Source organism: Xanthobacter agilis, assembly GCF_021730435.1.
In the GTDB taxonomy this organism is placed as follows: domain Bacteria; phylum Pseudomonadota; class Alphaproteobacteria; order Rhizobiales; family Xanthobacteraceae; genus Xanthobacter; species Xanthobacter agilis.
The window spans coordinates 1-17,974 of the sequence record NZ_JABWGX010000008.1; the positions used below are offsets into that span (position 1 = coordinate 1).

At 64.3% G+C, this 17,974-nt stretch carries 30 protein-coding genes; all 30 read left to right on the forward strand.

From position 1 onward, the window contains the following. On the forward strand, positions 1-130 hold a 130-nt coding region (locus HUW53_RS07390; RefSeq protein ID WP_474001518.1), incomplete at its 5' end, for an EF-Tu C-terminal domain-related protein. Positions 131-212: 82 nt separating this feature from the next. Beyond that, positions 213-521, forward strand: coding sequence for a 30S ribosomal protein S10 (rpsJ, locus tag HUW53_RS07395; RefSeq protein ID WP_012113701.1), 309 nt, complete (start codon positions 213-215; stop codon positions 519-521). Between the two features lie 23 nt (positions 522-544). Continuing rightward, positions 545-1,276: a 50S ribosomal protein L3 gene (gene rplC, locus HUW53_RS07400; RefSeq protein ID WP_237345115.1), complete on the forward strand. Its 732-nt coding sequence runs from the start codon at positions 545-547 to the stop codon at positions 1,274-1,276. Then, positions 1,276-1,896 (forward strand): 50S ribosomal protein L4, encoded by a 621-nt coding sequence (rplD, locus tag HUW53_RS07405; RefSeq protein WP_237345116.1) that lies wholly within the window; start codon positions 1,276-1,278, stop codon positions 1,894-1,896. Before rplC ends, rplD begins: the two co-directional genes overlap by 1 nt. Beyond that, the gene (locus tag HUW53_RS07410; protein ID WP_237345117.1) at positions 1,893-2,201 is read left to right on the forward strand and encodes a 50S ribosomal protein L23; all 309 of its coding nucleotides are present in this window, start codon (positions 1,893-1,895) and stop codon (positions 2,199-2,201) included. Before rplD ends, HUW53_RS07410 begins: the two co-directional genes overlap by 4 nt. A gap of 26 nt (positions 2,202-2,227) precedes the next feature. Next, entirely contained in the window at positions 2,228-3,061 is an 834-nt protein-coding gene (rplB, locus tag HUW53_RS07415; RefSeq protein WP_237345118.1) for a 50S ribosomal protein L2, read from the forward strand. An 11-nt stretch (positions 3,062-3,072) separates the two neighbouring features. Then, positions 3,073-3,351 carry a 30S ribosomal protein S19 gene (rpsS, locus tag HUW53_RS07420; protein WP_237345119.1) on the forward strand — a complete coding sequence of 93 codons (279 nt, stop codon included), beginning with the start codon at positions 3,073-3,075 and terminating at the stop codon, positions 3,349-3,351. A 6-nt stretch (positions 3,352-3,357) separates the two neighbouring features. Then, complete coding sequence (gene rplV, locus HUW53_RS07425) at positions 3,358-3,738, forward strand: 50S ribosomal protein L22 (protein WP_234050014.1); 381 nt, start codon at positions 3,358-3,360, stop codon at positions 3,736-3,738. After that, positions 3,738-4,496: a 30S ribosomal protein S3 gene (rpsC, locus tag HUW53_RS07430; RefSeq protein WP_237345120.1), complete on the forward strand. Its 759-nt coding sequence runs from the start codon at positions 3,738-3,740 to the stop codon at positions 4,494-4,496. The genes rplV and rpsC overlap by 1 nt, the downstream gene beginning before the upstream one ends. A 29-nt stretch (positions 4,497-4,525) precedes the next feature. Next, on the forward strand, positions 4,526-4,939 hold the full coding sequence (gene rplP / locus HUW53_RS07435; protein ID WP_237345121.1) for a 50S ribosomal protein L16: 414 nt from the start codon (positions 4,526-4,528) through the stop codon (positions 4,937-4,939). Positions 4,940-4,949: 10 nt separating this feature from the next. Further along, positions 4,950-5,159, forward strand: a complete 210-nt coding sequence (gene rpmC, locus HUW53_RS07440) for a 50S ribosomal protein L29 (protein WP_237345122.1) — start codon at positions 4,950-4,952, stop codon at positions 5,157-5,159. A gap of 7 nt (positions 5,160-5,166) precedes the next feature. Continuing rightward, complete coding sequence (gene rpsQ, locus HUW53_RS07445; RefSeq protein WP_234050018.1) at positions 5,167-5,415, forward strand: 30S ribosomal protein S17; 249 nt, start codon at positions 5,167-5,169, stop codon at positions 5,413-5,415. Positions 5,416-5,611: 196 nt separating this feature from the next. Next, positions 5,612-5,980 (forward strand): 50S ribosomal protein L14, encoded by a 369-nt coding sequence (gene rplN, locus HUW53_RS07450; RefSeq protein ID WP_237345123.1) that lies wholly within the window; start codon positions 5,612-5,614, stop codon positions 5,978-5,980. Continuing rightward, on the forward strand, positions 5,980-6,297 hold the full coding sequence (rplX, locus tag HUW53_RS07455; RefSeq protein ID WP_237345124.1) for a 50S ribosomal protein L24: 318 nt from the start codon (positions 5,980-5,982) through the stop codon (positions 6,295-6,297). Before rplN ends, rplX begins: the two co-directional genes overlap by 1 nt. After that, entirely contained in the window at positions 6,290-6,844 is a 555-nt protein-coding gene (gene rplE / locus HUW53_RS07460; protein WP_237345125.1) for a 50S ribosomal protein L5, read from the forward strand. Before rplX ends, rplE begins: the two co-directional genes overlap by 8 nt. 141 nt (positions 6,845-6,985) lie before the next feature. Then, on the forward strand, positions 6,986-7,291 hold the full coding sequence (gene rpsN, locus HUW53_RS07465; protein ID WP_237345126.1) for a 30S ribosomal protein S14: 306 nt from the start codon (positions 6,986-6,988) through the stop codon (positions 7,289-7,291). A 10-nt stretch (positions 7,292-7,301) separates the two neighbouring features. Then, entirely contained in the window at positions 7,302-7,700 is a 399-nt protein-coding gene (rpsH, locus tag HUW53_RS07470) for a 30S ribosomal protein S8 (protein WP_237345127.1), read from the forward strand. Between the two features lie 16 nt (positions 7,701-7,716). Next, on the forward strand, positions 7,717-8,250 hold the full coding sequence (gene rplF, locus HUW53_RS07475; protein WP_237345128.1) for a 50S ribosomal protein L6: 534 nt from the start codon (positions 7,717-7,719) through the stop codon (positions 8,248-8,250). Between the two features lie 12 nt (positions 8,251-8,262). Then, entirely contained in the window at positions 8,263-8,625 is a 363-nt protein-coding gene (rplR, locus tag HUW53_RS07480) for a 50S ribosomal protein L18 (RefSeq protein WP_237345129.1), read from the forward strand. A gap of 15 nt (positions 8,626-8,640) precedes the next feature. After that, positions 8,641-9,198 (forward strand): 30S ribosomal protein S5, encoded by a 558-nt coding sequence (gene rpsE, locus HUW53_RS07485; protein ID WP_237345130.1) that lies wholly within the window; start codon positions 8,641-8,643, stop codon positions 9,196-9,198. A 33-nt stretch (positions 9,199-9,231) separates the two neighbouring features. Beyond that, on the forward strand, positions 9,232-9,420 hold the full coding sequence (rpmD, locus tag HUW53_RS07490; RefSeq protein ID WP_237345131.1) for a 50S ribosomal protein L30: 189 nt from the start codon (positions 9,232-9,234) through the stop codon (positions 9,418-9,420). 11 nt (positions 9,421-9,431) lie between these two features. Then, a complete protein-coding gene (gene rplO, locus HUW53_RS07495; RefSeq protein WP_237345132.1) occupies positions 9,432-9,917 on the forward strand; it encodes a 50S ribosomal protein L15 in 486 nt (161 codons plus the stop codon). Between the two features lie 192 nt (positions 9,918-10,109). Beyond that, entirely contained in the window at positions 10,110-11,444 is a 1,335-nt protein-coding gene (secY, locus tag HUW53_RS07500; RefSeq protein WP_237345133.1) for a preprotein translocase subunit SecY, read from the forward strand. Then, positions 11,444-12,031 (forward strand): adenylate kinase, encoded by a 588-nt coding sequence (locus HUW53_RS07505; RefSeq protein WP_237345134.1) that lies wholly within the window; start codon positions 11,444-11,446, stop codon positions 12,029-12,031. Before secY ends, HUW53_RS07505 begins: the two co-directional genes overlap by 1 nt. 333 nt (positions 12,032-12,364) lie before the next feature. Next, positions 12,365-12,733: a 30S ribosomal protein S13 gene (rpsM, locus tag HUW53_RS07510; RefSeq protein ID WP_237345135.1), complete on the forward strand. Its 369-nt coding sequence runs from the start codon at positions 12,365-12,367 to the stop codon at positions 12,731-12,733. A gap of 121 nt (positions 12,734-12,854) precedes the next feature. Then, on the forward strand, positions 12,855-13,244 hold the full coding sequence (gene rpsK, locus HUW53_RS07515; RefSeq protein ID WP_237345136.1) for a 30S ribosomal protein S11: 390 nt from the start codon (positions 12,855-12,857) through the stop codon (positions 13,242-13,244). Between the two features lie 135 nt (positions 13,245-13,379). Further along, complete coding sequence (locus HUW53_RS07520) at positions 13,380-14,402, forward strand: DNA-directed RNA polymerase subunit alpha (protein ID WP_237345278.1); 1,023 nt, start codon at positions 13,380-13,382, stop codon at positions 14,400-14,402. Positions 14,403-14,469: 67 nt separating this feature from the next. Continuing rightward, the gene (rplQ, locus tag HUW53_RS07525; protein WP_237345137.1) at positions 14,470-14,895 is read left to right on the forward strand and encodes a 50S ribosomal protein L17; all 426 of its coding nucleotides are present in this window, start codon (positions 14,470-14,472) and stop codon (positions 14,893-14,895) included. A gap of 194 nt (positions 14,896-15,089) precedes the next feature. Then, positions 15,090-16,484, forward strand: coding sequence for a Do family serine endopeptidase (locus HUW53_RS07530; protein ID WP_237345138.1), 1,395 nt, complete (start codon positions 15,090-15,092; stop codon positions 16,482-16,484). A 9-nt stretch (positions 16,485-16,493) separates the two neighbouring features. Next, positions 16,494-17,816 (forward strand): replication-associated recombination protein A, encoded by a 1,323-nt coding sequence (locus HUW53_RS07535; protein WP_237345139.1) that lies wholly within the window; start codon positions 16,494-16,496, stop codon positions 17,814-17,816. The last annotated feature ends 158 nt before the right edge of the window (positions 17,817-17,974 follow it).

Sequence of the window (17,974 nt, forward strand, 5' to 3'; positions counted from 1 at the left end):
GCCGGGCGACAACGTGTCCATGGACGTGGCGCTGATCGTTCCGATCGCCATGGAAGAAAAGCTGCGCTTCGCCATCCGCGAGGGTGGCCGCACGGTTGGCGCCGGTGTCGTCGCCTCCATCATCGAGTGAGCTAAACGAAAAGAAACGGGGGCACGTCGCGCGGCGCGATGCGCGCGGTGCGCGTGCCCTTCATTCCCGGAGCCTTTGAGCCATGAACGGCCAGAACATTCGAATTCGCCTGAAGGCGTTCGATCACCGCATCCTCGATGCGTCGACGCGAGAGATCGTCGCCACGGCCAAGCGCACGGGTGCGCAGGTGCGCGGCCCGATTCCGCTGCCGACGCGGATCGAGAAGTTCACCGTCAATCGCTCTCCGCACATCGACAAGAAGTCGCGCGAGCAGTTTGAGATGCGTACTCACAAGCGGTTGCTCGATATCGTCGATCCGACGCCCCAGACGGTGGACGCGCTGATGAAGCTCGACCTCGCCGCCGGCGTTGACGTCGAAATCAAGCTCTGAACGAGAGGCGAGGAGACACGACCATGCGGTCAGGCGTCATCGCCCAGAAGGTCGGCATGACCCGCATCTTCACGGATGCCGGTGAACATGTTCCGGTCACTGTGCTGAAAGTCGAGAGCTGCCAGGTGGTTGCCCACCGTACGCTCGATCAGAACGGTTATGTTGCGGTCCAGCTTGGTGCTGGCCGTCGCAAGCCGAAGAATGTGACCCGCGCTGAGCGTGGTCACTTTGCGGTGGCTCAGGTTGAGCCCAAGCGGAAGATGGCGGAATTCCGGGTTCCGGAAGAAGCGCTGATCCCGGTGGGCGCTGAGATCACTGTGGACCACTTCGTGGTGGGCCAGTACGTGGATGTGACCGGTACCACCATTGGTAAGGGTTACGCCGGCGGCATGAAACGGCATAACTTCGGTGGTCTGCGTGCCACCCACGGCGTGTCGATCTCGCATCGTTCGATCGGTTCGACCGGTGGCCGTCAGGACCCCGGCAAGACCTTTAAGAACAAGAAGATGCCGGGCCACATGGGTGACGTGACCGTCACCACGCAGAATCTGAAGGTCGTGATGACCGACGTCGAGCGCGGCTTGATCGCCGTCGAAGGCGCGGTCCCCGGTCACGCGGGTGGCTGGATCACCGTGCGTGACGCGGTGAAGAAGCGGCTGCCGGAAGATGCCCCGAAGCCGGGTGCGTTCAAGATCGCGACCGCGGCCGAGGCTGCTGCTCCTGCGGCTGAAGCCACCAATGAGGAGGGCGCGTGATGGAACTCACCGTCAAGACGCTCGACGGCGCCGACGCCGGCTCCGTGACGCTGTCGGACGAGATCTTCGGTCTCGAGCCGCGCGCGGACATTCTGCACCGCATGGTGACGTGGCAGCTGGCGCGTCGCCAGGCGGGCACGCACCGCACCAAGGGACGTTCGGAAATCAACCGCACGTCCAAGAAGATGTACAAGCAGAAGGGCACTGGTAATGCCCGTCACGGTGCGGCGTCTGCGCCGCAGTTTCGTGGCGGCGGCCGCGCCTTCGGTCCGGTGGTGCGTTCGCACGCCATCGAGTTGCCGAAGAAGGTCCGTGCCCTCGCGCTGAAGCATGCTCTGTCGTCGAAGCTGAAGGCGGAGCAGATCGTGGTGGTCGACAGTGTGTCGCTCGCCGATCCGAAGACCAAGGCCTTGAAGGACCGTTTCGCGCAGCTCGGCTGGGCGTCGGTGCTCATCGTGGACGGGGCCCAGGTGGAGCAGAACGTGGCGCTGGCCGCCCGTAACCTGCCCTACGTGGATGTGCTCCCGGTCCAGGGCATCAACGTCTACGACATCCTGCGTCGCGACACGCTGGTGCTGACGAAGGCCGCCGTGGATGCGCTGGAGGCGCGCTTCAAATGAGTTCCGCGCGCAATATCGAGCCGCGTCATTACGACGTGATCGTCTCGCCGGTCATCACCGAAAAGGCGACGATCCAGAGCGAGCAGAACAAGGTCGTCTTCAAGGTGGCGAAAACCGCCACCAAGCCGGCGATCAAGGAAGCGGTGGAAAAGCTCTTCGACGTCAAGGTCAAGAGCGTCAACACCCTGGTCCGTAAGGGCAAGGTGAAGGTCTTCCGCGGCCGCAAGGGCGTTCAGAGCGACGTCAAGAAAGCGGTCGTGACCCTCGAAGAGGGCCAGAAGATCGATATCACCACGGGCCTCTGAAGAGCTGAGGGGAACGGGAAAAGACCATGGCGCTGAAGCATTTCAAGCCGGTCACGCCGAGCCTTCGCCAGCTCGTGATCGTGGACCGCTCCGGGCTCTACAAGGGCAAGCCGGTGAAGACCCTGACCGAGGGCAAGAGTTCCTCGGGCGGACGTAACAATAACGGTCGCATCACCGTCCGCTTCCGCGGCGGCGGCCACAAGCAGACTTACCGCTTGGTGGACTTCAAGCGCACCAAGCGCGGCGTGCCGGCGACCGTTGAGCGGCTCGAGTACGACCCGAATCGCACGGCGTTCATCGCCCTCATCAAGTATGAGGACGGCGAGCTGGCTTATATCCTGGCGCCGCAGCGCCTGTCGGTTGGCGATCAGGTGATCGCCGGGCCGCAGGTGGACGTGAAGCCGGGTAATGCCGGGCCTCTCTCTTCGCTTCCGGTTGGCACCATCGTGCACAATGTGGAGCTGAAGCAGGGCAAGGGCGGGCAGATCGCCCGGTCCGCCGGCAGCTACGCGCAGATCGTTGGTCGCGATCAGGGTTATGTGATCGTGCGTCTGAATTCGGGTGAGCAGCGGCTCGTCCACGGCGCGTGCTTCGCGACCGTTGGTGCGGTGTCGAACCCGGATCACATGAACACCTCGATGGGCAAAGCCGGTCGTAACCGGTGGCTCGGGCAGCGACCGCATAACCGCGGTGTCGTCATGAACCCGGTGGATCATCCCCACGGCGGCGGTGAAGGCCGCACCTCGGGTGGCCGTCATCCGGTGACGCCCTGGGGTATTCCTACCAAGGGTAAGAAGACCCGCAACAACAAGGCGACGGACCGGTTCATCGTGTCCAGCCGTCACAAGCGGAAGAAGTGAGGGCCTGACAGATGACTAGGTCGGTTTGGAAAGGCCCGTTCGTCGACGGCTACCTGCTCAAGAAGGCGGATGCCGCTCAGGGTTCGGGTCGCAGGGACGTGATCAAGATTTGGAGCCGGCGCTCCACCATCCTGCCCCAATTCGTGGGCTTAACCTTCGGCGTCTACAACGGGCAGAAGCATGTGCCGGTGTCCGTCTCCGAAGACATGATCGGTCACAAGTTCGGTGAGTTCGCCCCCACGCGGACCTACTACGGACACGCGGCCGACAAGAAGTCGAAGCGGCGGTGATCGGTCATGAGTAAGCAGGCAAAGCCCCGCGCGCTCGCGGACAACGAAGCCAAGGCTGTGGCGCGCAATCTGCGCGTCTCGCCGCAGAAGCTGAACCTTGTCGCGGGCCTGATCCGCGGCAAGAAGGTGGCGACGGCGCTCGCCGATCTCGAGTTCTCTCACAAGCGGATCGCCCGCGACGTGAAGAAGTGCCTTGAGAGCGCGATCGCCAATGCCGAGAACAACCACGAGCTCGACGTGGACGACCTGATCGTCGCCGAAGCGCATGTGGGCAAGGGATTGGTGATGAAGCGGTTCTCGCCGCGAGCGCGTGGTCGCGCCTCGCGCATCGAGAAGCCCTTCTCCCACATCACCATCGTGGTGCGGGAAGTCGAGGAGCGGGCCTGATGGGTCAGAAGGTCAATCCGGTCGGGCTCCGGCTCGGCATCAACCGCACTTGGGACTCGCGCTGGTTCGCCAACAAGGGCGAATACGGCCAGCTCCTGCACGAGGACATCAAGATCCGCGAGATGCTGTTCAAGCAGCTCAAGCAGGCCGCGGTGTCCAAGGTGGTGATCGAGCGTCCGCACAAGAAGTGCCGCGTGACCATCTACTCGGGTCGTCCGGGTGTGGTGATCGGCAAGAAGGGCGCGGACATCGACAAGCTGCGCAAGAAGGTCTCCGAGATGACCAACTCGGAAGTCTTCATCAACATCGTCGAGATCCGGAAGCCGGAGATCGATGCGCGGCTGGTGGCGGAATCCATCGCCCAGCAGCTCGAGCGCCGCGTGGCGTTCCGGCGCGCCATGAAGCGCGCTGTGCAATCCGCGATGCGTCTTGGTGCCGAAGGCATCCGTATCAACTGCTCCGGCCGTCTGGGTGGAGCGGAGATCGCGCGTCTCGAATGGTATCGCGAGGGTCGCGTTCCGCTGCATACGCTGCGTGCGGATGTGGACTATGGAACCGCCACGGCGTTCACCACCTACGGCACCTGCGGTGTCAAGGTGTGGATCTTCAAGGGCGAGATCCTCGAGCATGATCCGATGGCGCAGGATAAGCGTCAGGCCGAGCAGGAAGCCGGTCCGTCCTCGCGTCCCCAGCGGCGTGAGCGTGGTGACCGTGAGCGTGGCGATCGCGGCGACCGCGATCGCGGCTCCCGCGCGTGACGGCTGGCGAGAGAGAAGGCGATTAAGCCATGCTGCAACCCAAGCGCACCAAGTTCCGCAAGCAGTTCAAGGGACGCATTCACGGCGTCGCCAAGGGCGGTACGGAACTGAACTTCGGCGAGTTCGGCCTGAAGGCCGTCGAGCCGGAGCGTGTCACCGCCCGCCAGATCGAGGCGGCCCGTCGTGCCCTCACCCGCCACATGAAGCGTGCGGGTCGGGTGTGGATCCGGGTATTCCCGGATGTGCCCGTGTCTGCTAAGCCCACCGAAGTGCGTATGGGTAAGGGCAAGGGCGCTCCGGAATACTGGGCGGCCAAGATCAAGCCTGGCCGCATCATGTTCGAGATCGATGGCGTGAGTGTTGAGCTCGCCCGCGAGGCTCTGACGCTCGCGGCGGCCAAGCTGCCCATCAAGACGCGCTTCATCCAGCGCATCGCCGAGTAAGGAGAGGCTCATGAAAGCCGAGGACGTTCGGGCCCTCAGCCCCGATCAGCTCGCGGATGAGCTGCTGAAGCTGAAGAAGGAACAGTTCAACCTGCGCTTCCAGAAGGCGACGGGTCAGCTGGAAAACACTGCACGGAGCAAGCAGGTCCGCCGCGATATCGCGCGGGTCAAGACCGTGCAGACTCAGAAGAGCGCCGGCGCGGCGCAGAAGGCGAAGTGAGGAAGCGATGCCGAAGCGCGTGCTCCAGGGCGTCGTGGTGAGCGACAAGACCGACAAGACCGTGGTGGTCCGGGTGGAGCGCCGCTTCACCCATCCGCTGCTCAAGAAGACCGTTCGTCGGTCCAAAAAGTATCATGCCCATGACGAGGCGAATGCCTGGAAGGTGGGGGATACTGTGTGGATCGAGGAGCATCGGCCCCTGTCCAAGCTGAAGAACTGGATCGTGATCCAGGGTGAGAAGCGGGCCGAGGTCTGATACAGAGAACTTTCTCACCCGGGTGATTCGGCCCGGGTGGGGGAAAGCTCCGATGCTGGGTCCGTCGCGCTGTCTTTCGGGGAGCGTGAGAGGAGACCGCATTGCGGCGATCCGTGTTTCGATGAGCGGGCACGGAGAACAAGGGTTAGGCAAAGCCGGGTGACCGGCGGCGCCGGATGACGAGAACAGGTGCGTCATGATCCAGATGCAGACCAATCTCGACGTGGCGGACAATTCCGGTGCGCGTCGCGTCATGTGCATCAAGGTGCTTGGCGGCTCGAAGCGGAAGTATGCCCACGTGGGCGACATCATCGTGGTGTCGATCAAGGAAGCCATTCCGCGCGGCCGTGTGAAGAAGGGCGACGTGATGAAGGCCGTGGTGGTGCGTACCGCCAAGGACATCCGTCGGGTGGACGGCTCCGTGATCCGCTTCGACCGCAATGCGGCGGTGCTGATCAACAACAACAAGGAGCCGGTGGGCACGCGTATCTTCGGACCGGTTCCGCGCGAGCTGCGCTCCAAGAACCACATGAAGATCATCTCGCTGGCGCCGGAGGTGCTGTGATGGCCGCGAAGATCAAGAAAGGCGACAAGGTCGTCGTCCTCGCCGGCCGCGACAAGGGCCGCACCGGCGAGGTCATTCAGGTGATGCCGAAGGAAGAGCGCGCGCTCGTCCGTGGCATTAACATTGTCAAGCGCCATCAGCGCCAGACGGCGAACCAAGAGGGCGGCATCATCCCCAAGGAGGGGCCGATCCACCTGTCGAACATCGCCGTTGCCGATCCGAAGGACGGCAAGCCGGTTCGCGTCGGCTTCCAGGTGCTGGAAGACGGGAGCAAGGTCCGTGTGGCCAAGCGTTCCGGGGAGAAGATCGATGGCTGAGGCTTATACTCCGCGGCTGCGCGGCCACTATGATTCCGTGGTGCGGCCGAAGCTGATCGAGCAGTTTGGCTACAAGAATCCCATGGAAGTGCCGACGATCGAAAAGATCGTCATCAACATGGGTGTTGGTGAAGCCACTGCCGACACCAAGAAGGCCACCACCGCTGCGGCCGATCTGGCGATGATCGCCGGTCAGAAGCCGGTGTTGACCCGCGCCCGCAAGGCGATTTCGAACTTCAAGCTGCGCGAGAACCAGCCGGTTGGCGCGAAGGTCACTCTTCGCAAGGTGCGCATGTACGAGTTCCTGGACCGGCTCGTGAACATGGCTCTGCCGCGTGTGCGAGATTTCCGGGGCCTCAACCCCAAGAGCTTCGATGGCCGCGGCAACTATGCCATGGGCGTCAAGGAGCACATCGTGTTCCCCGAGATCAACTACGACCGCGTCGAGCAGATCTGGGGTATGGACATCATCGTGTGCACGACCGCGAAGACGGATGACGAAGCCCGGGCTCTGCTCAAGGCGTTCAACTTCCCCTTCCGCCAGTGATCGATTAGAAGGGGCGCTTCGATTCGGCGCGCCCCTGTCGTCTCCACCGTGGCGACGATGCAAGAAGTGACTGTTTCGAATGCTTTTCCGGCCGTGAGGGGGCGATGACGCGCCCTCAGACGCGGAGAACAGGAGCAAGAGATGGCGAAGAAGAGCGCGATCGAGACGAACGAGCGCCGTCGCAAGCTGGCCGCGGGCCAGGCGGCGAAGCGCACGCGTCTGAAGGCGATCGTGAATGACAAGACTCTGCCCATCGAGGAGCGCTTTCAGGCGACCTTGAAGCTGGCGCAGATGCCGCGCAACGGCGCGAAGATCCGGATTCGCAATCGATGCGAAGTGACGGGTCGGCCGCGGGCGTTTTATCGGAAGCTCAAGATGAGCCGTATTGCGCTGCGTGAGCTTGGCAACCAGGGGATGGTTCCCGGTCTCGTGAAGTCGAGCTGGTGAGGAGGATCGCATGTCTGTGAATGATCCTATCGGCGATCTGATCACCCGCATTCGCAATGCCCAGATGCGGCGCAAGGAGAAGACCTCCTCACCCGGCTCCCGGCTGCGGGCTTCGGTGCTCGAGGTGCTGCGCGACGAGGGCTACATCCGTGGCTACGTCACCACCGACCAGGGCAATGGTCGCAGCGAGTTCGAAATCGAGCTCAAGTATTTCGACGGCGCCCCGGCGATCCGCGAGATTGCGCGGGTGTCGAAGCCTGGTCGTCGCGTGTATGCGTCGGTGAAGAATCTGCCCCGCGTGGCTAACGGTCTCGGCATTGCGGTTGTCTCCACGCCCCAGGGCGTGATGGCCGACCACGAAGCCCGCGACAAGAACGTTGGCGGCGAAGTGCTCTGCACCGTGTTCTGAGGCGAAGGAGGATAGAATGTCGAAGATCGGCAAGCTTCCCGTCGCCATTCCGGCCGGCGTGACCGCCACGCTGGACGGCCAGACGGTGAAGGTGAAGGGTCCGAAGGGCGCGCTTGAAGTGACCCTGGTGGACGAGATCGTGGCGAAGATCGAGGGTTCCGAGATCCAGCTGGCGATGAACGGCGAGACCAATCGGCACAGGGCCATGTGGGGCATGTCCCGCACGCTGGTGGCGAATTTGGTGGAAGGCGTGACCAAGGGCTTCGAAAAGAAGCTCGAGATCACGGGCGTAGGCTACAAGGCGGCCGTTCAGGGTAAGAACCTGAACCTGTCCTTGGGTTATTCCCACGACGTGATCTTTGCGATTCCGGAAGGAATTCAGATCGTCACGCCGAAGCCCACCGAAGTTCTCGTGTCGGGCATCAACCGTCAGCAGGTCGGGCAGGTCGCTGCCGAGATCCGCGAATTCCGCGGCCCCGAGCCCTATAAGGGCAAGGGCGTCAAGTACGCGGGTGAGTTCATCTTCCGCAAGGAAGGCAAGAAGAAGTAACGGAGGCGAACCATGGCTAAGGATTTGGAGGCGCTGGCGCGCCGCAAGGCCAAGGTGCGCCGCGCCATCCGCGCCGCTGCGAACGGGCGTCCGCGCCTGTCGGTGCACCGCACCTCGCAGCACATTTATGCGCAGATCATCGACGATGCGAATGGCGAAACCCTCGCCGCTGCGTCGAGCCTGGAGAAGGAGCTGCGCTCCTCTCTCAAGACCGGCGCGGACACCGAAGCGGCCAAGACGATCGGCAAGCTGGTGGCCGAGCGGGCGCTGGCGAAGGGCGTGACCACGGTCGTGTTTGATCGTGGTGCATTCATCTTTCACGGGCGCGTCAAGGCGCTCGCTGAGGGCGCCCGCGAAGGCGGCCTTCAGTTCTGACGCGAGGACGTTAATATGGCCCGTGAACGGGAACAGCGCCATGAGCGCGAGGATCGCGACAACACGTTTGTGGACAAGCTGGTCCACATCAATCGTGTCGCGAAGGTGGTGAAGGGTGGTCGTCGTTTCGGCTTCGCAGCTCTGGTCGTCGTTGGCGATCAGAAGGGGCGGGTCGGCTTTGGGCACGGCAAGGCCCGCGAAGTGCCGGAGGCGATCCGCAAGGCCACGGAAAGCGCAAAGCGCGCGCTGATCCGGGTGCCGCTGCGCGAAGGTCGCACGCTGCATCACGACGTGCATGGCCACCATGGGGCCGGCAAGGTGGTGTTGCGGGCGGCTCCGGCCGGTACCGGCATCATCGCCGGTGGCCCCATGCGCGCCGTGTTCGAGACGCTGGGCATGCACGACGTGGTGGCGAAGTCCTTCGGGTCTTCGAACCCGTACAACATGGTCCGCGCAACGTTCGACGCGCTTAAGAACCAGGACAGCCCGCGCTCGGTTGCTGCCCGGCGCGGCCTCAAGGTGTCGCAGCTTCAGTCCCGCCGCCGCGTCGAAGACGCGGAAGCGACGGACTGAGCGGCGCGAACCGAAAACTAGGAGCGCGCCATTATGAGCGAAAAGACCATCACCGTGGAGCAGATCGGCTCGCCGATCCGCCGCCCGTTCGACCAGGAAGCGACCTTGAAAGGTCTCAGGTTGAACAAGCGGCATCGTCGCTCCACTCTCCAGGATACGCCGGCCGTTCGCGGTATGATCGCGAAGGTCGCCCACCTCGTCCGTGTGGTCGAGGGGGAGTGAGGAGCTGAACGATGAAGCTCGATGAGATCCGGGACAACCCGGGTGCCCGCAAGGGCCGGATCCGCGTCGGTCGCGGTATCGGCTCCGGCAAGGGCAAGACTGGCGGTCGCGGTGTCAAGGGTCAGAAGTCCCGGACCGGCGTGGCCGTTAAGGGATTTGAAGGTGGCCAGATGCCGCTGCATCGGCGTCTGCCGAAGCGTGGCTTCCACAACATCTTCCGCCTCGACTACAACGAGGTGTCGATCGGCCGCATTCAGGCGGCGATCGACGAGGGGAAGCTGAACGCGGCGGAGCCGATCACCGTTTCGGTGCTGGTCGCGGCTGGTCTCCTGCGTCGTCTGAAGGACGGTGTTCGGGTGCTTGGCGGCGGTGAGCTGAAGTCGCCCGTGACGCTTGAGGTGGCTTATGCCACGGCGTCGGTGACGGCGGCGGTGGAAGCCGCCGGTGGGAAGTTGATCCTTCTCGCCGCGCCGACGGTGGCCGCCGAAGCGGTCTGAATATGAACGGCCGGGTGGAAGCCCGGCCGTTTTGGTGCGCGGCGCGGCATCTCGTGCAGCCTTTCGCCCTTGGCAGCCCGGCCCCGCGCCGGGTATGTGCATTTTTGGGCGTTGCGCCGGCGCCGCCTTGGCACCGCAAAACCCGCCCATATATCAGGGCTGCCCTCAGGGCGGCGTCCAGCGGAGCAAGGCATGGTCTCGGCGGCGGAACAACTCGCGGCGAACCTCAATTTTGGCGCCCTCGGCAAGGCCGATGAGCTGAAAAAGCGCATCTGGTTCACGCTCGGTGCACTCATCGTCTATCGGCTCGGTACGTATATCCCGATGCCGGGAATCAATCCCGACGCGCTGGCGGACGTGTTCAAGAACGCGCAGCAGGGCATCATCGGGCTGTTCAACATGTTCTCGGGCGGCGCCGTTGAGCGCATGGCCATCTTCGCCCTGAACATCATGCCCTACATCTCGGCCTCCATCATCATCCAGCTCCTGACCAGCGTGTCTCCTACGCTCGAAGCGCTGAAGAAGGAGGGGGAGGCGGGCCGCAAGCAGCTCAATCAGTACACCCGTTATCTCACCGTGGTGCTGGCTCTGTTTCAGGCCTACGGGATTTCCGTGGGCCTTGAAGGGTCGGGCGCAGTGGTGGCGGATCCGGGTTGGTTCTTCCGCATATCCACCGTCATCACCCTGACGGGCGGCACGATGTTCCTGATGTGGCTGGGAGAGCAGATCACCTCGCGGGGCATCGGCAACGGAACCTCGCTCATCATTTTCGGCGGCATCGTCGCGGAATTGCCGGGTGCGTTCGTGCGCACCTTGGAACTTGGGCGCGAGGGCGCGATTTCCACGCTCGCGATTCTCAGCGTGCTGGTCATGGCCGTGGTGGTGATCGCGTTCATCGTGTTCATGGAGCGCGCCCAGCGGCGGTTGCTCATCCAGTACCCCAAGCGCCAGGTGGGGAACCGGATTTATGAGGGGCAGTCCTCGCATCTGCCGTTGAAATTGAACACGTCCGGCGTCATCCCGCCGATTTTCGCGTCTTCGCTGCTGCTCATTCCGACCACCATCGCGAGCTTCACTCAAGGGGCGGGGCCGGAGTGGCTGCAGACCATCACCACCTTCCTGGGGCATGGCCGGCCTCTGTATATGGCGCTTTATGTCGCGCTTATCGTGTTCTTCTGCTTCTTCTACACGGCAATCGTGTTCAATCCGGTGGAGACGGCCGACAATTTGAAGAAGCATGGGGGCTTCATTCCGGGCATCCGTCCGGGCGAGCGCACTGCGGAGTACATCGATTATGTGCTGACGCGCATCACGGTGGTGGGCGCCGCCTACATCGCCGCGGTTTGCCTCTTCCCCGAACTGCTGATTTCCTATGCGGCAGTTCCGTTCTATTTCGGCGGAACGTCGCTCTTGATTGTTGTCAGTGTGACGATGGACACTGTGTCGCAAATTCAAGGCCACCTGCTCGCCCATCAGTACGAAGGACTGGTCAAGAAGGCGAAGCTGCGTGGGGGGAGGAGGAAGTGATGAGGCTTGTTCTGCTCGGCCCGCCCGGTGCGGGGAAGGGGACCCAGGCGCAGCGTCTGGTGAATCGCCACGGGATCGTTCAGCTCTCCACCGGCGATATGCTGCGCGCCGCAGTGGCGGCGGAAACGCCTGTCGGGCTCAAGGCGAAGGCGGTGATGGAAGCCGGCGGGCTAGTGTCTGACGAGATCGTGATCGGCATCATTGCGGATCGCCTGGCGCAGCCAGACGCCAAGAACGGTTTCATTCTCGACGGGTTCCCGCGTACGGTGGCGCAGGCCGAAGAGCTGGACCGCATGTTGACCGAGAAGGGCATCAAGCTCGATGCGGTCATCGAATTGGTGGTGGATCAAGGGAAGCTGGTGGACCGGATCGTCAACCGCGCGGCCGAGCATCGCGCCAAGGGCGAGCCGGTACGCAAGGACGACGATCCGGAGGTCTTCAAAAGCCGGCTTGAAGCCTATAATCGCGACACCGCCGTGGTGGCGCCCTATTACAAGGCGCGGGGGCAGCTCAAGCAGATCGACGGCATGATGGAGATCGATTCGGTCACCGCCGCGATCGACGGGGTTCTGCGTCAGGCCGCTTGAAACTGATGTGGTTGAGAGTTGAAGGCCCCTTCGCCCGCGCGGAGGGGCCTTTTCTTCGGGCGGATAAGCGGACAGGCGGAAGGGGCCGCGCGGGACGATGTCACGCGAGAATTCCGGGGCAAGGTTCGGGGATTTGACTCTTTCGTTAATTCCCGCTATGGCCACTCTCTCGCTTCGGAAGTTGGTGCCATTCGGTCCGCCCGGAAGGGTCGGTCCGCGTGGTGCCTTTGTCCTATTCGTAGCGTATTCGTCTCCGCAGGGGCCGGCCTCCACCGGACGCGGAGCTACCCCTTTCGCTGGCGCGGCATGCGCTGGTGCTACATGGAGAGAGCAGTGGCTCGTATTGCAGGCGTCAACATCCCGACCAACAAGCGCGTGATCATTGCGCTCCAGTATATCCACGGGATCGGCTCCAAGAAGGCCGAGGAGATCGTGGAGAAGGTGGGTATCCCGGCGGAACGCCGCGTGAACCAGCTCACCGACCAGGAAGTGCTTCAGATCCGCGAGGCGATCGACCGCGATTATATCGTCGAAGGCGATCTGCGCCGGGAAGTCGCCATGAACATCAAGCGGCTGATGGACCTCGGCTGCTATCGGGGCCTGCGCCATCGTCGCGGCCTTCCGGTGCGTGGTCAGCGGACCCACACCAACGCGCGGACCCGTAAGGGGCCGGCCAAGGCCATCGCCGGCAAGAAGAAGTGATCGGCCGCAAGGCTGGATGAGGGGGAGGCCGGCGATGCCGGCCTTGTCCTGTTTCCCGGCCCCGGAAGGGGTCATCCCGAGCGCCTGGTGTTACGGGCGCGTCTGAAGGATCTAGAAGAGTATGGCCAAGGAAGCTACACGCGTTCGTCGCCGCGAGCGCAAGAACATCGCGTCGGGCGTCGCCCATGTGAACGCGTCGTTCAACAACACCATGATCACCATCACCGACGCGCAGGGCAACACGATCTCCTGGTCGTCCGCCGGTGCCATGGGCTTCAAGGGCTCGCGCAAGTCCACGCCGTATGCGGCGCAGGTGGCCGCCGAGGACGCGGCCCGCAAGGCCTCGGAGCACGGCATGCGCACTCTTGAGGTGGAAGTGTCGGGTCCCGGTTCGGGACGTGAGTCGGCGCTGCGGGCACTGCAGGCGGCGGGCTTCCTCGTCACCTCGATCCGCGACGTGACCCCCATTCCGCACAACGGTTGCCGTCCGCGCAAGCGTCGCCGCGTCTGATCCGCTCTTGGTTCCGCGGGCAGGTGCCTGCGGTTTGTTTGCCCGGTTTCTCCTCCCCGATCGGGACGGGTCTGCACCTCCGGATGAGGTCTTAAAACCCCGGCAGCCGTGACAGCCCGGCGAGAAAGCAAGGTGATGCAAGTGATTCAGAAGAACTGGCAAGAGCTGATCAAGCCCGAGAAGCTGCAGGTGATTGCCGGCAGCGACCCGAAGCGTCTCGCCACCGTGGTCGCGGAGCCGCTGGAACGCGGCTTCGGCATGACGCTCGGCAATGCGCTGCGTCGCATTCTGCTGTCGTCGCTGCAGGGCGCGGCTGTGACGTCCATCCACATCGACGGGGTGCTGCACGAGTTTTCGTCCATCCCTGGCGTGCGTGAGGATGTCACCGACATCATTCTCAACGTGAAGGATGTCGCCATCAAGATGCAGGGCGATGGCCCCAAGCGCATGGTGGCGAAGAAGACCGGTCCCGGCGTGCTCCATGCCGGCGACATCCAGACCGTGGGCGACATCCAGGTGCTGAACCCGAACCTCGCCATCTGCACCCTCGACGAGGGCGCGGAACTGCGGATCGAGTTCACCGTGGACACGGGCAAGGGCTATGTCGCGGCGGATCGCAACCGGCCGGAAGATGCGCCGATCGGCCTGATCCCGATCGACAGCCTCTACTCGCCGGTGCGCAAGGTCTCCTACAAGGTCGAGAACACCCGCGAGGGCCAGATTCTCGACTATGACAAGCTGACCATGCAGATCGAGACCGATGGCTCGATCTCGCCGGAGGACGCGCTCGCCTATGCGGCTCGCATCCTTCAGGATCAGTTGGAGATCTTCGTCAACTTCGAAGAGCCCAAGCGCGAGAGCGAAGCCACCGCGATCCAGACCCTGCCGTTCTCTCCGGCGCTGCTGAAGAAGGTGGACGAGCTCGAGCTCTCCGTCCGCTCGGCGAACTGCCTGAAGAACGACAATATCGTCTACATCGGCGACCTGATCCAGAAGAGCGAGACGGAGATGCTCCGCACGCCGAATTTCGGCCGCAAGTCGCTCAACGAGATCAAGGAAGTGCTCGCCTCCCTCGGTCTGCACCTGGGCATGGAAGTGCCCGGCTGGCCGCCCGAGAATATCGAAGAGCTCGCGAAGCGCTTCGAGGAACACTACTGAACCCATAAGCGGCTCGAGCCGCGCAACCTTTCGGCTCGCCGCCGTCATCTTTCAGGAGTCCGCCGTCATGCGTCACGGCAAGGTACATCGCAAATTCAACCGCACCGCCGAGCATCGCAAGGCGATGTTCTCGAATCTCGCGGGCGCGCTCATCACCCATGAGCAGATCGTCACCACCCTGCCGAAGGCCAAGGACCTGCGTCCCGTGGTCGAGAAGCTGGTGACGCTTGCCCGGCGCGGCGATCTGCACGCGCGTCGTCAGGCCATCGCGGAGCTGCGCGACCAGGCGATCGTGAAGAAGCTCTTCGACGTGCTCGCGCCGCGGTATGCGGGGCGTCCGGGTGGCTATACCCGCATCATCAAGGCGGGCTTCCGCTACGGCGACAACACGGCGGTGGCCGTGATCGAGTTCGTCGAGCGTGACGAGAGCGCCAAGGGTGCCGCCGATCGGGCCCGCGCCGAGGCGGCCGCCGGGGCAGCCGAAGCGGCGTGAGCCTCTTCGCGCAGGACATTGAAAAAGGGCGGTCCTCGGGCCGCCCTTTTTTTCATTCAGAGGTGGGGTGCGCGAATCCGTTGGGTTCGGCAGAGGCGCGGGTTAGCTGCAGGAAGGGTGAGCGAATGGCGAGACGATTTTCGTGCGGTCTTTTTTCCCGCGCTCTTTTTTCCCGCGCTCTTGTGCTGTCCGCGATGCTGGTCGTCGCGGTCTTGGGCGCAGGGCCTGCGGTCGCCCAGGCGCCGCGGGTTCCCGCCTCGCAGGCCGAGGTGAAGCTCTCGTTTGCCCCGATCGTGGCGCGCACGGCGCCTGCGGTTGTGAATGTCTATGCGCTGAAGACGGCGCAGCAGCGCGTCAACCCGATCTTCGACGATCCCTTCTTCCGCCGCTTCTTCGGCGGTCCCGGCGGCTCACCGGGCCTGGGCGCGCCCGACCGGATGCAGCGCTCGCTGGGGTCCGGGGTCATCGTCGATCCGTCGGGGATCGTGGTGACCAACTACCATGTGATCGAGGGGGCGGACGAAATCCGCGTCGCCCTCAACGATAAGCGGGAATATGAGGCGCAGGTTCTGCTGCGCGATCAGCGCACGGACCTCGCCATCCTGCGGCTCAAGCTGGAGACCAAGGAGACCTTCGCCTCTCTGGAGCTTGGCAATTCGGACGAACTGGCGGTCGGGGATCTGGTGCTCGCCATCGGCGACCCCTTCGGCGTGGGGCAGACGGTGACGCAAGGCATCGTGTCGGCCGTGGCGCGGACCCAGGTCGGGGTTTCGGACTACCAATTCTTCATCCAGACCGATGCCGCCATCAATCCCGGCAATTCCGGAGGCGCATTGGTGGATATGGCGGGCCGGCTGGTGGGCATCAACACAGCCATCTATTCGCGCTCGGGCGGGTCCATCGGCATCGGCTTCGCCATTCCGGTGAACATGGTGCGGGTGGTACTGGATCAGGCGAAGTCGGGCGGCAAGGCGGTGCGGCGGCCGTGGCTCGGCGCCAAGCTGCAGCGGGTCACGCCGGACATCGCCGACAGCCTTGGCCTGCCCCGTCCGGCCGGCGCCCTGGTGCGCGAGGTGACGGCGGGCAGCCCGGCGGCGAGCGCCGGGCTGAAAGTGGGCGACCTTATCCTCGCGGTGGAAGGGCAGGGGATCGAGGATCCCGAATCCCTCAACTACCGGCTGGCGACGCGGCCCATCGGCAGCCGCGCGGCGCTCGGGCTCAACCGGGGCGGGCGTAACGAGAGCGTGGTGGTGGTGCTGGAGAGTGCTCCGGAGACGCCGCCGCGTGAGGCGGTCCAGTTGCGCGCGCGCTCGCCTTTCGGCGGGGCCACGATTGTCAATCTTTCGCCGGCGGTCGCCGAGGAACTGCGGGTGGATGGGGCCGCGAGCGGCGTGGTGATCGCCGAGATTGCGGACGGCACGCCAGCGGCGCAGGCGGGCTTCAAGCCAGGGGATGTGATCGTGGAGGTGAATGGTGAGAAGATCGCCCGCACCCGCGAGCTCGATACCCTGACGCAGGCGCCCATGCGCGCATGGCGCATTGTGGTCATTCGAGGCGGGCGCGCCATCTCGGCGCTGCTGCCGGGCTGAGGCGGCAAGATGAGCGACTTGTTCGAGGCGGCGGGCGTTGGCGGCGGCGCGAGCGAGGGCGGCACCCGCCCGCTCGCGGACCGGCTGCGCCCCACCAGCGTTGCCGAGGTGGTGGGGCAGGACCATCTGGTGGGGCCTGACGGCGTCCTTACCCGCATGCTGGAGGGGCGGTCGCTGGGCTCGCTCATCCTGTGGGGACCGCCGGGCACGGGCAAGACCACGGTGGCGCGGCTTCTGGCGTCGGCGACCGATCTGCACTTCGAGCAGATTTCCGCGATCTTCTCCGGTGTCGCGGACCTGAAGAAGGTGTTCGAGCAGGCGCGGGCGCGGCGGCGGGGCGGCGGGTCCACCTTGCTGTTCGTGGACGAGATTCATCGCTTCAACCGCGCGCAGCAGGACTCGTTCCTGCCGGTGATGGAGGATGGCACCGTCACGCTGGTGGGGGCGACCACGGAAAACCCCTCGTTCGAGCTCAACGCGGCCTTGCTGTCGCGGGCGCGGGTGCTCGTGTTCCGACCTCTGGACGGGGAGGCCGTCGGCCGCCTGCTCACCCGCGCCGAGGAGGTGGAGGGAAAGCCGCTGCCTTTGACGGACGAGGCACGCCTGGCTTTGGTCAACATGGCGGATGGGGATGGCCGGGCCTCCCTCACCCTGGCGGAGGAAGTGTGGCGGGCGGCGCGGCCGGGCGAGGTGTTCGACGTGGCCGGCCTTGCGGAGGTGGTGCAGCGCCGCGCGCCCATCTACGACAAGAGCGAGGACGGGCATTACAACCTCATCTCCGCCCTGCATAAATCAGTGCGCGGCTCGGACCCCGACGCGGCGCTGTATTATCTCGCGCGGATGCTGGATGCGGGGGAAAGCCCGCTGTTCCTGGCGCGGCGCATCGTGCGCATGGCCATCGAGGATGTGGGCAATGCCGATCCGCAGGCCCTGGTGGTGGCCAATGCCGCCAAGGATGCGTTCGATTTCCTGGGCTCGCCGGAGGGGGAACTGGCGCTGGCCCAGGCGATCGTCTATGTGGCCACCGCGCCCAAGTCCAACGCTGTCTATTCCGCCTACAAGGCGGCGATGAGGCTCGCCAAGGAGGCCGGATCGCTGACCCCGCCGAAGCACATTCTAAACGCGCCCACCAAGCTGATGAAGCGCGAGGGCTACGGCTCCGGCTACCGATATGATCACGACGAGCCGGATGCGTTCTCGGGCCAGAACTATTTCCCCGAGGCCCTGGGCCGGCAGAGCCTTTACCACCCGGTGGAACGCGGGTTCGAGCGCGAGATCAAGAAGCGCATGGACTATTGGGCCCGCCTGCGTGCCGAGCGTGGGGAAAGCTAAAGCCCTCTCCCGTCGAAGAGATCGAGGGTCTCGGCAACACGGCGAGACGCGAACATGCCCGAGGTCGCGCGCCGGCTCCACATGGTGCGGCCCCGTGGGTGCAAGGCGCCCCCGCGCCTCGTCGCCGTCATCTGCCGCGCGTCCGATCACGCAATGCG

Coding starts and splice junctions, on each gene's coding strand:
- rpsJ (WP_012113701.1), top strand. CDS start 213: ATGAACGGCCAGAACATTCGAATTCGCCTGAAGGCGTTCGATCACCGC.
- rplC (WP_237345115.1), top strand. CDS start 545: ATGCGGTCAGGCGTCATCGCCCAGAAGGTCGGCATGACCCGCATCTTC.
- rplD (WP_237345116.1), top strand. CDS start 1,276: ATGGAACTCACCGTCAAGACGCTCGACGGCGCCGACGCCGGCTCCGTG.
- HUW53_RS07410 (WP_237345117.1), top strand. CDS start 1,893: ATGAGTTCCGCGCGCAATATCGAGCCGCGTCATTACGACGTGATCGTC.
- rplB (WP_237345118.1), top strand. CDS start 2,228: ATGGCGCTGAAGCATTTCAAGCCGGTCACGCCGAGCCTTCGCCAGCTC.
- rpsS (WP_237345119.1), top strand. CDS start 3,073: ATGACTAGGTCGGTTTGGAAAGGCCCGTTCGTCGACGGCTACCTGCTC.
- rplV (WP_234050014.1), top strand. CDS start 3,358: ATGAGTAAGCAGGCAAAGCCCCGCGCGCTCGCGGACAACGAAGCCAAG.
- rpsC (WP_237345120.1), top strand. CDS start 3,738: ATGGGTCAGAAGGTCAATCCGGTCGGGCTCCGGCTCGGCATCAACCGC.
- rplP (WP_237345121.1), top strand. CDS start 4,526: ATGCTGCAACCCAAGCGCACCAAGTTCCGCAAGCAGTTCAAGGGACGC.
- rpmC (WP_237345122.1), top strand. CDS start 4,950: ATGAAAGCCGAGGACGTTCGGGCCCTCAGCCCCGATCAGCTCGCGGAT.
- rpsQ (WP_234050018.1), top strand. CDS start 5,167: ATGCCGAAGCGCGTGCTCCAGGGCGTCGTGGTGAGCGACAAGACCGAC.
- rplN (WP_237345123.1), top strand. CDS start 5,612: ATGATCCAGATGCAGACCAATCTCGACGTGGCGGACAATTCCGGTGCG.
- rplX (WP_237345124.1), top strand. CDS start 5,980: ATGGCCGCGAAGATCAAGAAAGGCGACAAGGTCGTCGTCCTCGCCGGC.
- rplE (WP_237345125.1), top strand. CDS start 6,290: ATGGCTGAGGCTTATACTCCGCGGCTGCGCGGCCACTATGATTCCGTG.
- rpsN (WP_237345126.1), top strand. CDS start 6,986: ATGGCGAAGAAGAGCGCGATCGAGACGAACGAGCGCCGTCGCAAGCTG.
- rpsH (WP_237345127.1), top strand. CDS start 7,302: ATGTCTGTGAATGATCCTATCGGCGATCTGATCACCCGCATTCGCAAT.
- rplF (WP_237345128.1), top strand. CDS start 7,717: ATGTCGAAGATCGGCAAGCTTCCCGTCGCCATTCCGGCCGGCGTGACC.
- rplR (WP_237345129.1), top strand. CDS start 8,263: ATGGCTAAGGATTTGGAGGCGCTGGCGCGCCGCAAGGCCAAGGTGCGC.
- rpsE (WP_237345130.1), top strand. CDS start 8,641: ATGGCCCGTGAACGGGAACAGCGCCATGAGCGCGAGGATCGCGACAAC.
- rpmD (WP_237345131.1), top strand. CDS start 9,232: ATGAGCGAAAAGACCATCACCGTGGAGCAGATCGGCTCGCCGATCCGC.
- rplO (WP_237345132.1), top strand. CDS start 9,432: ATGAAGCTCGATGAGATCCGGGACAACCCGGGTGCCCGCAAGGGCCGG.
- secY (WP_237345133.1), top strand. CDS start 10,110: ATGGTCTCGGCGGCGGAACAACTCGCGGCGAACCTCAATTTTGGCGCC.
- HUW53_RS07505 (WP_237345134.1), top strand. CDS start 11,444: ATGAGGCTTGTTCTGCTCGGCCCGCCCGGTGCGGGGAAGGGGACCCAG.
- rpsK (WP_237345136.1), top strand. CDS start 12,855: ATGGCCAAGGAAGCTACACGCGTTCGTCGCCGCGAGCGCAAGAACATC.
- HUW53_RS07520 (WP_237345278.1), top strand. CDS start 13,380: ATGCAAGTGATTCAGAAGAACTGGCAAGAGCTGATCAAGCCCGAGAAG.
- rplQ (WP_237345137.1), top strand. CDS start 14,470: ATGCGTCACGGCAAGGTACATCGCAAATTCAACCGCACCGCCGAGCAT.
- HUW53_RS07530 (WP_237345138.1), top strand. CDS start 15,090: ATGCTGGTCGTCGCGGTCTTGGGCGCAGGGCCTGCGGTCGCCCAGGCG.
- HUW53_RS07535 (WP_237345139.1), top strand. CDS start 16,494: ATGAGCGACTTGTTCGAGGCGGCGGGCGTTGGCGGCGGCGCGAGCGAG.